This window comes from Silvimonas sp. JCM 19000, assembly GCF_054652575.1.
In genome coordinates this window covers 1-14,030 of sequence record NZ_BAAIHC010000028.1, presented here as the reverse complement: position 1 = coordinate 14,030, position 14,030 = coordinate 1, and the positions used below count along the sequence as shown (strand labels likewise).

Here is a 14,030-nt window from a genome sequence, read left to right as displayed (position 1 = left end):
TATGGAAATGTCTAAACCGGCCGAACACAATGTGCTCGACGACAACCGTCAGGGTCTGATCGGCAAACCGCTGGATCGGGTTGATGGCCGCCTCAAGGTCACCGGCCGCGCCACCTACGCCTATGAGTACCGCGAAGGCGGCCAGGCCAGCTATGCCTACATCGTGCAAAGCACCATCGCCAAAGGCTCGATCATCAGCATCGACAGCGCGGCCGCCGAGCGCGCGCCGGGCGTACAGCTGGTGCTGACCTACAAAAACATGATTGCGCAGGGCCCCAAGACCAAGGAATCGAGCCCGCAATTACACGACGAAAAGATCACCCATTTTGGCCAACCGGTGGCGTTGGTGGTGGCCGCCAGCTTTGAACAGGCGCGTGCTGGCGCGGCATTGGTCAACGTCCGTTATCAAAAGGATGACGGCGAGTTTGATCTGAGCAAGGCCAAAGTCCACGCGCGCGTACCGCCGCCCAACCAGCAACCGCCCGACGCCAGCGAAGGCGAATTTGAAGCCGCCTTCGTCGCCGCGCCGGTGCAACTGGACGTCACCTACACCACTCCGCACCAATCGCACGCCATGATGGAGCCCCATGCCACGCTGGCGGTCTGGAACGGCGACCATCTGACGCTGTATACCTCCAACCAGATGCTGGCGCAGGCACAAGGTGCGGTCGCCAAAACCTTGCAGCTGCAGCCGACGCAAGTGCGGGTGATCAGCCGTTATGTCGGCGGTGGCTTTGGCGCCAAACTGGCCATCCAGGCCGACGCCATTCTTGCCGCCGCAGCCGCTAAAAAACTGGGGCGTCCGGTCAAGCTGGCGTTGACGCGGCCGCAGGTTTTTCATGTCACCACGCACCGTACCGCCACCGAGCAACGCATCCGCCTTGGCACCGACAAAGACGGCCATATCCAGGCCATCGCGCATGAAAGCTGGTCCGGCAATACCGCAGGCGAGGACTTTTATGAATCGGCCGCCGATCAGACGCGGTCCTTGTATGCCGGGGCCAATCGCAAAATCGCGCATCGCTTGAGCACGCTGGATTTGCCGGTGGCGTCGTCCATGCGCGCGCCGGGCGAGGCAGTGGGCATGCTGGTGATTGAGTGTGCGATGGATGAACTGGCCGAGAAACTCAATCTCGACCCGATCGAATTACGCAAACGTAACGAGCCTTCGCAAGATCCGACCAAACACGTGCCCTATTCCACGCGCCAACTGGTGCCTTGCATGGAAGAAGGCGCGCGCCGCTTTGGTTGGGACAAGCGCAATCCGAAACCGGGCCAGCTCCGCGACGGCCGCTGGCTGATCGGCCACGGTATGGCCGCCGCCAGCCGTGGTAATTTCTTGCGCCCCTCGCATGCCGCAGCGCGGCTGGACGGTGACGGCATCCTGACCATCCGCATGGGCATGACCGATATCGGCACCGGCAGCTACACCATCTTTACCCAGATCGCCGCCGAGATGCTCGGCCTGCCGCCGCAACGCGTGCGCATGCTGCTGGGCGATACCGAGTTTCCGCCAGCCGCGGGCTCGGGCGGCTCGTTTGGCGCAGCCAGCGCGGGCTCTGGCTTGTACGACGCCTGTATGGCCTTGCGCGGCAAACTGGCCGCAGCGGCCGGGTTCAGTGCCGACAGCGCCATCTTTGCCAACGGCCAGATCAGCGACGGCGGCCACAGCAAAGCGCTGGCCGAACTGGTCGGCAACGGCATCGAAGCCACTGGCGAAATCAAACCCGGCAGCACGCTCAAGCAATTCTCGCAGCAAGCCTACGGCGCGCACTTTGTTGAGGTGGGCGTGGATATGGATACCGGCGAAGTGCGCGTCCGCCGCATGCTGGGCGTATTTGCCGCGGGCCGCATCCTGAACGAAAAGACGGCGCGCTCGCAGGCTTTGGGCGGCATGACTTTTGGCATCGGCGCCGCCTTGACCGAAGAACTGGTGGTGGATGATCACCTCGGCCTGTTCGCCAACCATGACCTGGCCGAATACCACGTCGCCACCAACGCCGATGTCCCGGCGCTGGAGGTGGTGTTCTTGCCCGAGGTAGACGACAAGGCCAATCCGCTCAAGATCAAGGGCGTGGGCGAGCTCGGCATCTGCGGCGCCGGCGCGGCGGTGGCCAATGCCATCTATAACGCGACCGGCGTGCGGGTGCGGGATTACCCGTTGACGCTGGACAAGTTGCTGGGGGGATTGCCGGCCCAGGCGGCCTGATCGGCACCGCCTTTCTTTAAACCGTACCTCGGCTCAAGGCTCTCCATCCCGACGAGCGCGCGGCAAACGCCGCCGCGCCTGGCGCCATGCGCGCTCTGAGTGATCAGCCATCGGCCCCAGGCCGTGCCAGTACCGTTGATGCCCCGTGTGCCGGGGCATTTTTTATGGGCAGCCGCGCCGCCGCCTGATTTTTCCGACTTGTCGCTCATCCACAACATGTCTTTTAGTAATGCATTCAGATACTTTGATATTTACCGACAACTTACGACACAACGCCGCAACAAAGCCCTGACACCCCGGTTTAGCATCTGCGACGCAAATAAAACAATCATGAGTTCCGGGGCGATAACAAATGGACAAACAATGGATGCGCGCGCTATGCAGCTTGGGGCTGCTGGCCATTCTGGCGGGATGCGGCGGTGGTGGGGGCGGAGGGGGCGGTGATGCCTCGTCTGGTGTTGCCGTGCCAGTGCAGGACAAATCGGCACAAATCGATTTCGCCGGGCAAACACTCGGCGCAAATGGCGGCCTGGGCGATACATTATCTGCCACCGCCACAGTCACGTTGACCGCAAAGCTGGCTGCCGGCACCTATGTCAAAGTCGATAACAGCCAGGACCGATTTGCCTCGACCGGCACAATCACGGCTAGCGCTGATGGTTCAAGTGCGGTGATCGCCATCAACACCTCAAATACACTGGCAGCAGGACGTTACCAAGGCACCATCGCGCTGCATTTGTGCAGCAGCGCACTCTGCAGCAACGATTACGCGCAATCGAATGTTGAAGCGCATTACATGATCACTGTCGGCGCACCGACCCAAAGCGCAATCGTGCGGCCGCAGATCAGCACCCTCAATCTGACCTACGCCGTCGGCGCGATGCAGCCGCTTGATCTCAAGGTCGATTTGCTGCTGCCTCTCAACCAATACAAAGGCATCTGGGTCTACGACGAAGACTTCGCCCTCGCCGCCGCGCCTGTGGTTGAGCTGGCACCTGATGGTAAATCAATCACGATAGACGGCATCTGGGACAACGCTGCACCCGGGGTTTACCGCAACGTGTTCCGCGTGCTGGCCTGCCCGGCAGCCTCGTGCAGCGATCCGGTGGCGCTACCTGTTTACATCATTGTCAATCGCAAGGTCTTGCCGCGCGACCCTGCAAATCAGGTGGGACTGCTCAGTGACATGCCTGACTGGGCCACTTATGCCGGCAACGCGGCTCACTCGGCGTATGTACCCCATGCGTTTTCTGCGGATCGTTTCAGCGTGCGCTGGACTACCGAAGTCGGACAGCGCTACAGCAGTGTGACCAGCGTGGTGACTCACGGCGGGCTGGTATATACCAATGGCACATACCATTTTCTCGCGCTGTCCCAGGACGATGGTCATACCGTGTGGAGCCAACCCTTTATTGGCGCGCAGCCGCCTGCGTTGGGTCAGGGCACCATCTACACGTCTTATTCAAATGAGAGCAATCCGGCCAATACTTTTTTCTACGGGCTGGATGCAGCAACCGGAGCCGTGCGTTTTCGCACCGAATATGCAAGCGGCGGACCGCAACTGCTGAATGCACCCGTTTATGATCGCGGTCAGGTCATCGAAGAAAGATACAGCGGCATGCAAGGGTATGACGCAAGCTCGGGCGCGCTGCAGTTTCAGACGCCGCTAACCGGTTTGTACTCAAACTGGATACCCACGGTGGATAGCCAATATGCCTATCTTTGGCATCCGGTCACTGGCGAAAAAACTGAATTGCTGAGTCTGGATCGCAACACGGGAGCCGTTGCCGTGGTTTTGCCGCTGGATATCTCGCCCAACAGCTTGTTTCCGGACTACGAATTGCCGCCGCTGATTCCGCTGGATGACCACACGCTGCTGCTGAACTCAGCATCCAGTAACGACACCGTGGATCTGGGCTTGTACGCGATGAATCCGCAGACCGGTGCCATACGTTGGCACACCAGCGGCTATATCAGTGGCTCGGCCGTGGGTGACGGTGTTGTGGTGTCGGCCAATATTGATTACGGCAATACGCCGGTACGTCGCGTGGAAGTGAGAGACATCGCGACGGGCAATCTGCTGTCACAGTGGCTACTGCCGTCTTCGGATACCTCGCGATTCCAGAGTTACCCGGTCCTGACCGCCAACCTGATCATCGTCAGTACGTGGCAACGTACTTACTTTATTGATCGGACCACGATGCAAACGGTGTGGACCCTGCCTATCGCCGGCAAGCTGGCAATTTCCGCAGAAGGTTTGCTGCTGATTCTGGATAGCTCAACCAGCAGCCAGCACTCGGCCGATCCCTCGCTGCTGATCGCGGTAAATCTGAACGGCCCCGCCACCAACACGCACTGAAACTGCCCGCGCAGTCCTGATGCAAACGCCCCGCCCGCCGGGGCGTTGTTGCGTCCGGGTCCTGCGCAAGGCCGGCTAGCTGGCGGTCTGATCCTGCGGCTCGCCGCCCACGCCCAGCGCGCGCGCCAGCAGCATCAGCATGCCGGCGGTGGCGCCCCACACCACTACGCCTTCGCTCTCGATAAACAAGGTGCGGCCGCGCACGCCGCGGCGTTCTATCCAGCGGCGCTGAAACCGCGTCGGGTCGAGCAGGGTTTGTACCGGCAGTTCAAAGATGGCGGCAACTTCGGAGGGCGCGGCGGCAAGGGCGGCGCCGGGCGTGACCACGGCCACGATGGGGGTGATCACAAAGCCGGTAATCGTGTGATACCGGCCGAGCTGGCCCACCACCTGCACGCTGGCGGGCGGCAGTGCAATTTCTTCCCAGGCTTCGCGGATGGCAGCGGCAGCGGCATCGGCGTCTTCCGGATCAATGCGGCCGCCGGGAAAACTGATCTGCCCGGCGTGGTTGGATAGCGCGTGCGAGCGCTCGGTCAGGATGATGCGGGTGCCGTCGGGATATGGCACCAGCGCAATCAAGACTGCGGCTGGGCGTTGACCATGGTGGTCAGACATATCGCCCGCCGCTTGTTGTTGTGCCTGGGCCAGCCGCTGTTGCAGCCAGGCATGCCAGGCGTTGATATCGCCCATAGCGGGCCATTGCACGGGCGGACGCGGATTCATTCTTTGACTCGGGGTAAACGGAATTCGCGCGTATGCGCGATCAATCTTAATAACAGGCCGACCACCAGCAAAGCCCAGCCCACGCCTTCGCCCACCACGCCAGCGGTGCGCGCACCATACAGCGCCACGGCGACTATCAGCGCCACCGTGCCGTAGAAATCTTCATGCAGGATAAACGGCACTTCGTTGACCATCATGTCGCGTACCAGGCCACCGCCCACCGCCGTCACAAAGCCCAGAAACGCCACGCCAAACAGGTTGAGATGAGCGTCTATGCCGACTTGCGCCCCCGCCAGGCTGAACGCAACCAGCCCGATGGAATCGGCCACGATAAACAAGCGGTTAAGCATGCCGGTATTGCGGGTATGCAATTTGAGCAGCAGCGAGGCCAGCAGCGCGGCAATGATCAAAAAGATTGGCGTGGCGTCGATAAACACGCGCGGCGTGCGGCTGAGCAGCACATCGCGGATGATGCCGCCGCCGATGGCGGTGAGCAGCGCCACGATCACAATGCCGAGCAGATCGAGCCGCTTGCGCACGCCCACCAGATAGCCCGCGACCGTAAAGGCCACCGTGCCGATGTTGTAGATCCATTCAAAGTGCAGCAGCGTATTCATCTTGTTTTATATAGGCCAGAACCGGCGCAAAGCCGGGCTGGCGGGTCTTAAGGGATAGATTGGGGGCGTAAAACGCGGGACTGGGCATGTGCGGTATAATCCGCAGTTCTGATCACCCTACGGATCCCCGCCCCCATGAAGCGCAAGATACTCGTAACCTCCGCCCTGCCCTATGCCAACGGTGCCATCCACCTTGGGCATATGGTGGAGCATATCCAGACCGACATCTGGGTGCGCTTTCAAAAGATGCGGGGCCATGAATGCCATAGCGTGTGTGCGGATGATACCCATGGCACGCCCATCATGCTGCGCGCTGAGAAAGAAGGCATTACGCCGGAGCAATTGATTGCGGGCGTGGCCAAAGAACACCAGCGCGATTTTGAAGGCTTTTACGTCAATTACGACAATTACGGCAGCACGCATTCGGAAGAGAATCGCGAGTTCTCTTATCGCATCTATAACGCGCTGAAGGCCAATGGCAAGATCGCCAATCGCACCATCAGCCAGTTATATGATCCGCAAAAAAACATGTTTTTGCCGGATCGTTTTGTCAAAGGCGAATGCCCCAAGTGCCATTCCAAAGACCAGTACGGTGATAACTGTGAAGTCTGTGGCACCACTTATTCGCCCACCGATCTGATCAATCCGTATTCGGCGGTTTCTGGCGCGACGCCGGAATTGCGTGATTCCGAGCATTATTTTTTCAAGCTGGGCGATTGCGAAGCATTTTTGCGCGGCTGGACCACCGGCACTGCCCCGGTCAATGGCGCGGACCGTCCGCGCCTGCAAGAAGGGGCGGCCAACAAACTGAACGAATGGTTTGAAGCAGGCCTGAACGACTGGGATATCAGCCGCGACGCGCCCTATTTCGGTTTTGAAATTCCCGATGCACCGGGCAAGTATTTCTATGTCTGGCTGGATGCGCCGGTGGGCTATATGGCCAGCCACAAGCAATTATGCCAACGCCTGGGCCTGGATTTTGACAGCTACTGGAACAAGGATAGCGACGCCGAGCTGTACCACCATATCGGCAAAGATATTCTGTATTTCCACGCGCTGTTCTGGCCGGCAATGCTGGAATATGCCGGTTATCGCACCCCGACCGGTATCAATGCGCACGGTTTCTTGACGGTGGATGGCCAGAAGATGTCCAAGAGCCGCGGTACTTTTATTACGGCTGAATCTTATCTGCGCCATCTGAACCCGGAATGGCTGCGTTATTACTTTGCCGCCAAGCTCAATAGCGCCATCGAAGATCTGGATCTGAATCTGGATGACTTTGTCGCGCGGGTAAATAGCGATCTGATCGGCAAATACATCAATATCGCCAGCCGCGCAGCCGGTTTTATCAGCAAGCGTTTCAATAACACGCTGGCGGCCGATCTGGGTGATGCTGGCCCGCTGGCCGAACTGCAGAACGCGGCTGAAGGCATCGCCGCGCAGTGGGAAAACCGCGAATACAGCCGGGCGGTGCGCGACATCATGGCGTTGACTGATCTGGTCAACCAGTACGTCGACGCGCACAAGCCGTGGGAAATCGCCAAGCAGGAAGGCCAGGACGCAGAACTGCAACGCGTGTGCTCGGTGTTGATTAACGCCTTCCGCATCCTGACGATTTATCTGAAGCCGGTGCTGCCCAAGCTGGCGGCCGATGTCGAGGCCTTCCTCAACGTGGGCCCGCTGACCTGGCAAGACGCCAGCACGCTGCTGACCAACCATTCCATCAACACCTATCAGCATCTGATGACGCGGGTAGACGGTAAGAATATCGAAGCCATGATCGAAGAAAACAAACAAAGCCTGGCCCCGGTGGCCGAAGTCGCCAAGCCGGATTACGAGATCCCCGAAATCGAGCCGACCATCAGCATCGACGACTTTATGAAGATTGATCTGCGCGTGGCAAAGATCGTCGATGCCAAGCATGTGGAGGGCGCGGAAAAGCTATTGCAGCTGACGCTGGATATCGGCACCGAAACGCGCAATGTGTTTGCCGGCATCAAATCCGCATACAAGCCGGAAGATCTGATCGGCCGCCACACCGTGATGGTGGCCAATCTGGCGCCGCGCAAGATGAAGTTCGGCATGTCGGAAGGCATGGTGCTGGCGGCGGGTGGCGATGGCGGTTTGTATGTGCTGACGCCGGATCTGGGTGCCAAGCCGGGCATGCGGGTCAAATAAGCGACTGTATGTTTGCAAAAAAACCGCGCCCGTTTAACGGCGCGGTTTTTTTTTTGAAGCGTGGAGTAATGGCACGCACTGCATAGGGTGGGTCCAGACCCACCATTCAAAGCTTTGTACCCGCACGCGACCGGTTGCGCTCTTCTACGCAGCTTTGGATGGTGAGCCTGGACCCACCGTATGGCTCATTCTTGTTTGCGCTTATGCCACGGTGAGGGGCAAGCGCAGTGTAAATGTGGTGCCCTGCCCCAGCGTGCTTTGCACATCGATCACACCACCCAGCGTTTGCGTGACCAGGTTGTACACCACATTCAGCCCCAGCCCGCTGCCGCCACTGCCACGCCGCGTGGTGTAGAACGGGTCAAAGATACGCCCCAGATGTTCCGGCGCAATCCCCTTGCCGTTATCGCTAAAGCGCAGCAAGGCATGGTCCGGGCCATCGGTATGGACGTCGATGCTGATCAGGCCTTCCGCGCCTTCATCAAACGCGTGGGTCAAGGCGTTGGTGACAAAGTTGGTAAACACCTGCGACAACGCCCCCGGATAACCGTCCATGCGGATATGCGTGGGACATTCCAGTTTGACTTCAATGGCGGTGCGTTTGAGTTTGGGGCTGAGGCTGGTGATGACTTCGTGCAGGTATTCACACAGGCCAAAGGCCCGGCGGGCTTCCGAGGTCTGGTCCACCGCCACTTGTTTAAAGCTGTGGATCAGTTCAGCCGCGCGGCTGGCGTTGGACAAAATCAGTTGCGCTGATTGTCCCGCCGTCTCGGTATAACGCAGCAAGTCAGATTTGCGCACGCCACCGCTGTCTACATTGGCATTAAAGGCCAGCGTCTCTTCGGCCAGCACCGAGGCGCTGGTCAGAATCACCCCCACCGGCGTATTGATTTCATGCGCTACCCCCGCCACCAGGCCGCCCAGCGACGCCATTTTCTCGGCCTGCACCAGGCTGGCCTGGGTGTCTTTGAGCACGCGATAGGCTTCGTCGGTGCGCTCTTTGGCCTGGCGGATGGCAATTTCGGCCGCTTTGCGCTCTTCCAGTTCGGTCAGCAAACGGCGCGCGATCCGCTCGACCCCATCCGCCACCTGGCCTACTTCATCATCACGCCGCCCGGGCAAGCGCAGATCATTGAGCGAGAAGGTCGGGGTATCGGCAGCGCGGTCCAGCGCATTGCGCAGGGCCGACAAGGGTCGCAGCAACACGCGGCTGTAACTGGTCATCAGCGCCAGCACCATGATGGTATCAAGCACCAGAATTTCGATGACCTTGGTCACGATCAGCCGGTCCAGCCGTTCGGTAATGCGTTGTCGGCTCAGCACTACGTGCACATTGCCGATGGGATGATCGCCGTCGTTGCTGTGATAGTTGAGTTTGAAGTCGCGCGTGATGCCGTCGCTGTCATCAGGCAGCCCGTGGGTAACCACCATGCTGCCATCGCGGCGGCGTACCGCTTGCAGGCCCTCGGCGGTCTGGACGCCCACATAGGCCAGATCGGTGGATTGCATTTCGGCATCCAGCACGCGCTGCAATTGCGCTTCATCAAAATTCCACAAGATGCCAGGCAGCACGGTTTGCAGCCGGCTTTGCAGCGACTGCGCCATCAGGCCAAATTGCTGATCGGCGTTATCGCGGCTCTGAAACCACGACACGACGCCAGAAATACTCAGCACGGTGGTGACGATGGCCAACACCAGCAGGTTGAGACGAGACCGAATGCTATGCACGTGAGCGTCCCGAACAGTAATTCGCTCTATCGTAGCCCAAAGCCGCTGCCGATACGTTTGCTGCCGCGACGTTGTCGCGCGATAAATACGGCTGTAACAAAAACGGGCGGAACCAGGTCCGCCCGCGTGGGGATGCAGAACAGCGCGCCACTTCAGCGCGTAGCAACGGCTGCCTTGCCACTGCGCATGGCGGCGGCTGCGGCGGCATCACCGCTGACATACACCAGGCGGCCGTGGGTGGCACGTTCCACATCTTTCATCACCGGCTTAAGCGCCGCAAACTGGGCCGGCGAGCACGAGGCGCCCTGGGTATCGAGGGCAAAGTGGCGCACCAGTTTGACGGTGTTGCCGCTCTGGGTATAACGCGCGCTCATCGACACCGCATCACGCTGGATTTCAACATCACGCGGCAAATACACCACGTGCATCGAGGCCGGCAATTCAATCTGCACTTCGTCATCCACGCCAAAACCGGAGCAGGCAAAGTCGCGCGTGCGCTGCGGCAACTGAAAGCGCGTCAGGATATTGCCCAGCGAAATCGGGCCTTCTCGCGCGCTGACAAAACCCAGCGTGCCCGCTTCGGGCTGATCCACGTAGTTGGCGATATGTTGGGTCAGGCGGTAGCCGCTCTCGTCCGCATGGGTTTGCGGCAACAATTCCAGGCTGGCATCGCCTTCCATGCCGCTCTCTGCCAGATTGCGGCTGGCCCATTCGTGCATCTTGTCGGCGCCGATGCTGTCGAGAAACTGCCGGTTGGTCATGCCGGCAATGCCAAAGCCGACGATATCAGTGGCACGGGTCGCCGAGCCGTCTTCGGCAATCTTGATGCTGGTCCGGCGCACCACGCGATCACGCAGCGGCGAGCCGACCGGGGTATTACGCACGCCGTTAAAATCGCGCGTAATCAACACCGGCTTGGACAAATCAGTCTCCGGCAACACGCCAAACGGCGCCAGATCGGCCGTCGAATCCAGGAACATGCCCAGCGACGGCACATAGTTGATGTCGTGATTAAACCAGCCCGCCACCGGCACCGACGGCAACTTGTAGGTGCGCGTGTCGGCCGTGATCAGCACTTGCGACGACTCGATGCCCTTGGCGCGCAACAGCGCTTCCAGCAAGGTGGCGTGGTCTTTGCAATCGCCGTAATGGTTGGCCAGGATGGTGGCGGTGTCATGCGGCACCATGCCACCGGCGCCCACATACACGGCGATATAGCGAATATTGCGGCGCACCCAGTCATATAGCGCGCTGGCTTGTTGACGCTGCCCGCTGATACCGCTGGTGACTTCATCGGCCAGTTTCTGCACTTCGGGCGTGACCACGGCTTTGGCGGCGGCGCGCGATTGATAGGCGTCGGCGACGGCTTTCCAGTCCGCAAAGGTCGTCAGGTAAACGTGCGGGGTTTGTTGCCAACCATCCACCTCGCCGCCTTCGCGGGTCACAGTGTTCTTGTTGGCATAGGTGTAGCTGACGCGCTTGCGGCCAGGCTCAGCCGATTCGGTATGCGGCTGCATCGCCACCACATCGGTCTGCAGCGCCATTTCGGCCGGGTAATCAATCTGCACGCTGACGGCGTCATGGACCACGGCGTCGTCAAAGCCCAGTTGCATGCTCATGCCATTGGGCAGATCAGTTTCTTTGCGGGTGAAGCGATAGCGGTAATGCACCGCGTCGCCGGGGCTGACGCGCGGAAAAGTAATCTGGATCAGTTGGTTCTCGGGCATCGATACGCCACCGAGCATGCCGTCCTGCGTCTTGAAACCTTGTTCTGGCACAGCGACCACGCTGCCGTCGGCATGCACGGTTTCGGCAGCCAGAATATCGAGCGCCTGGCGGCCGCGCTGGTAGCTCAGGTATTGCTGCCCCAACGACGAGGCACCGCCTTGATCGACAGCCTGAAATTTAAGGTCGACCGTATCGGTGTAAGTGTGGTCGGCATTAATGACCACTTCGTGCTTTTCCCAAACCACACGCACATGGCCCTGGCCCTCGGCAAAACTATGGGCCGACAGGGCGCTGAACAAGGCGAGCGAGGCAAGGCGAACAACGGGCTTCTTCACTAAAGTGACTCCAGCGGCGGGGGTGCTGAATAAAATGAAATGTGCATCTGTGCTGGATTATGCGAGCCGAGTCTGATTCCTGACACCAGGAGTGCTACCGGTAAGAATCGGCTGGGGCCTTGTCATGTAACCAAAGCTTCCTGCCTCGGGCAAGACCCTTTATCGGAAGGGGTCTTACAACGCGCAGCCAGGCGCGCCGACAGACCTTGAGCAGCTTGCGCGATAGCGTCATGGAAGCCGCCAGAGCCCCTACTCTCGCCATCAAAAACTATATTTTTAAAGCGGAATTCTTATGCCCCCTCGCCGCCGCATTTCCGTTTCAGCGCAATCATCTGTTGTGATTCTGCTCACCAGCGTGCTGCTGAGTGCCTGCGCCACCCGCGCCGACATTACGCAATACCCCCGTCCGCCCAGCACCTATCTGCCGACGCCCGCTGCCAGCGCGCTGGCGCAAAGCGTGGCGCCGCAAGTAACAGCGCATCCGGGCCAGTCGGGTTTCTATTTGCTGGTGTCAGGCAAAGAGGCGTTCGAGGCGCGTATGGCGCTGATCCAGCAGGCGCAGAAATCGCTGGATCTGCAGTATTACGCAGCAATGGAAGACCGCACCGGCCATGCGATTCTTGATGCACTGGTGGCAGCAGCCCGGCGCGGCGTGCGAGTGCGTTTGCTGTTGGACGATATGAATATCAAGAATCCGGACAACGTCGTGGCCCTGGCTGCAACCGAGCCGAACTTTGAGGCGCGCGTGTTCAATCCGGTGACCACCGGCGGGCGCTCGATGCTGGCACGGGCTTCGGCCATGCTCAGCGACTACGATCATCTGGAACGGCGCATGCATAACAAATCGCTGATCGCCGATAACGCCTTCGCCATCCTGGGCGGGCGCAACCTGGCGGATCAGTATTTTGGCGTTAACACCGACGTCAATTTCCGCGATCTGGATATTCTGATTGCCGGTGAATTACCGGATCACGCCTCGCGCAGTTTTGACCATTACTGGAACAGCAAAGAGTCTTACCCCGTCGCCGCACTCAGCAGTCGCCCGCCTACGCCTGAAGTGCTCAAAGCATGGAAAAGCAATCCGCAAGCGACTTACGCCGCCGAAGACCCACAGCAAGACAAGGCCGAAGAAAAAGGCGCGCTGCCCATCCCCGATGCCGCCAGTTCAAATGCCCTGTTGGCGCGCGCCAGCCAGCAGCTGATCTGGGCTCATGCGTGGCTGGCGGTAGATAACCCAAGCAAAGTCGACCCGGATGAGCCCGACACACCGAGCAAACCGGGTAAAGGCCTGGCGACGATGCTGGACCGGGCGCATAAAGAATTCATCATTATCTCGGCCTATTTTGTGCCGCAGGATGGCGGCACGGCCAAGCTCAACCAGATGTCGCAGCAAGGCGTCAAAGTCAAAGTGCTGACTAATTCTCTGGCCTCCACCGATGTGGCGGCGGTGCACGCGGGCTATCGCCACTACCGCAACGCCTTGCTGGCCAGCGGCGTGGAGATCCATGAGTTCAAACCGGTGGGTGGCGAACCCGCTGGTGCCGGTTTCAGCAAAGGCTCGTCACGCGCCAGCCTGCATACCAAGGCTTATGTGGTCGATCGCAAGTATTTGATGATCGGTTCCTTCAATCTGGACCCGCGCTCGGTGAATCTGAATACCGAACAAGCCGTGCTGATCAACAGCCCGCAACTGGCCGGGCAAGTGGCGGCGCTGTATGACAAGGCCACCGAACCGCAGTACAGCTATCACGTCACCTTGAAACCCGATGCCGACGGCAACATCAGCGCCAAGAGCGCGCTGATCTGGACTGCGACGGATGATAAAGGCCAAACCAGGACCTGGAGCAACGATCCGGATGCGGGCTTCAGCCGGCGCTTTATCAGCCGCTTTGTCAGTTGGCTGCCGGCAGACGGTGAGCTTTAAAGCACGCAGAAAACCACACTCCGCGCGCGTGGCATAGGGTGGGTCTAGACCCACCCTTCAAAGTGGCGTGCCAAGCTGAGCGCTGTGGCATCGGGCTTTGAGTGGTGGGTCTAGACCCACCCTACAAAGTGGCGCGCCAAGCTCAGCGCTGTGGCATCGGGCTTTGAGTGGTGGGTCTAGACCCACCCTACAAAGTGGAGTGCCAAGCTCAGCGCTGCGGCATCGGGCT

At 59.8% G+C, this 14,030-nt stretch carries 8 protein-coding genes; 4 read left to right on the top strand and 4 right to left on the bottom strand.

Going from position 1 to position 14,030, the window contains the following annotated elements:
* The first annotated feature begins 1 nt into the window (after position 1).
* Entirely contained in the window at positions 2-2,209 is a 2,208-nt protein-coding gene (locus ACYQ1A_RS18740) for a molybdopterin cofactor-binding domain-containing protein (RefSeq protein ID WP_499364469.1), read from the top strand.
* Positions 2,210-2,561: 352 nt separating this feature from the next.
* Positions 2,562-4,568: an outer membrane protein assembly factor BamB family protein gene (locus tag ACYQ1A_RS18735; protein ID WP_499364466.1), complete on the top strand. Its 2,007-nt coding sequence runs from the start codon at positions 2,562-2,564 to the stop codon at positions 4,566-4,568.
* Between the two features lie 75 nt (positions 4,569-4,643).
* On the opposite strand, the gene ACYQ1A_RS18730 is transcribed toward ACYQ1A_RS18735, so the two are convergent.
* Together ACYQ1A_RS18730 and ACYQ1A_RS18725 are read right to left on the bottom strand one after the other, a co-directional pair.
* Positions 4,644-5,291 (bottom strand): CoA pyrophosphatase, encoded by a 648-nt coding sequence (locus ACYQ1A_RS18730; protein ID WP_062223863.1) that lies wholly within the window; start codon positions 5,289-5,291, stop codon positions 4,644-4,646.
* Entirely contained in the window at positions 5,288-5,908 is a 621-nt protein-coding gene (locus ACYQ1A_RS18725) for a trimeric intracellular cation channel family protein (RefSeq protein WP_499364460.1), read from the bottom strand. The genes ACYQ1A_RS18730 and ACYQ1A_RS18725 overlap by 4 nt, the downstream gene beginning before the upstream one ends.
* A 135-nt stretch (positions 5,909-6,043) precedes the next feature.
* Between ACYQ1A_RS18725 and metG the strand changes: the two genes are divergently transcribed.
* Complete coding sequence (gene metG, locus ACYQ1A_RS18720; RefSeq protein WP_499364458.1) at positions 6,044-8,086, top strand: methionine--tRNA ligase; 2,043 nt, start codon at positions 6,044-6,046, stop codon at positions 8,084-8,086.
* 201 nt (positions 8,087-8,287) lie between these two features.
* Here the strand turns inward: metG and ACYQ1A_RS18715 are convergent, their stop codons facing one another.
* Together ACYQ1A_RS18715 and ACYQ1A_RS18710 are read right to left on the bottom strand one after the other, a co-directional pair.
* Positions 8,288-9,814, bottom strand: a complete 1,527-nt coding sequence (locus ACYQ1A_RS18715) for a sensor histidine kinase (protein ID WP_499364456.1) — start codon at positions 9,812-9,814, stop codon at positions 8,288-8,290.
* Between the two features lie 152 nt (positions 9,815-9,966).
* Positions 9,967-11,877 (bottom strand): DUF3857 domain-containing transglutaminase family protein, encoded by a 1,911-nt coding sequence (locus ACYQ1A_RS18710; protein WP_499364454.1) that lies wholly within the window; start codon positions 11,875-11,877, stop codon positions 9,967-9,969.
* Between the two features lie 337 nt (positions 11,878-12,214).
* Here ACYQ1A_RS18710 and ACYQ1A_RS18705 point away from each other — a divergent pair, with 337 nt between their 5' ends.
* Positions 12,215-13,801: a phospholipase D family protein gene (locus ACYQ1A_RS18705; RefSeq protein WP_499364449.1), complete on the top strand. Its 1,587-nt coding sequence runs from the start codon at positions 12,215-12,217 to the stop codon at positions 13,799-13,801.
* Positions 13,802-14,030: the final 229 nt, after the last annotated feature.

Bases quoted from the DNA above. Each gene is read 5' to 3' on its own strand.
- ACYQ1A_RS18740 (WP_499364469.1), top strand. From the start codon at position 2: ATGGAAATGTCTAAACCGGCCGAACACAATGTGCTCGACGACAACCGT.
- ACYQ1A_RS18735 (WP_499364466.1), top strand. From the start codon at position 2,562: ATGGACAAACAATGGATGCGCGCGCTATGCAGCTTGGGGCTGCTGGCC.
- ACYQ1A_RS18730 (WP_062223863.1), bottom strand. From the start codon at position 5,291: ATGAATCCGCGTCCGCCCGTGCAATGGCCCGCTATGGGCGATATCAAC.
- ACYQ1A_RS18725 (WP_499364460.1), bottom strand. From the start codon at position 5,908: ATGAATACGCTGCTGCACTTTGAATGGATCTACAACATCGGCACGGTG.
- metG (WP_499364458.1), top strand. From the start codon at position 6,044: ATGAAGCGCAAGATACTCGTAACCTCCGCCCTGCCCTATGCCAACGGT.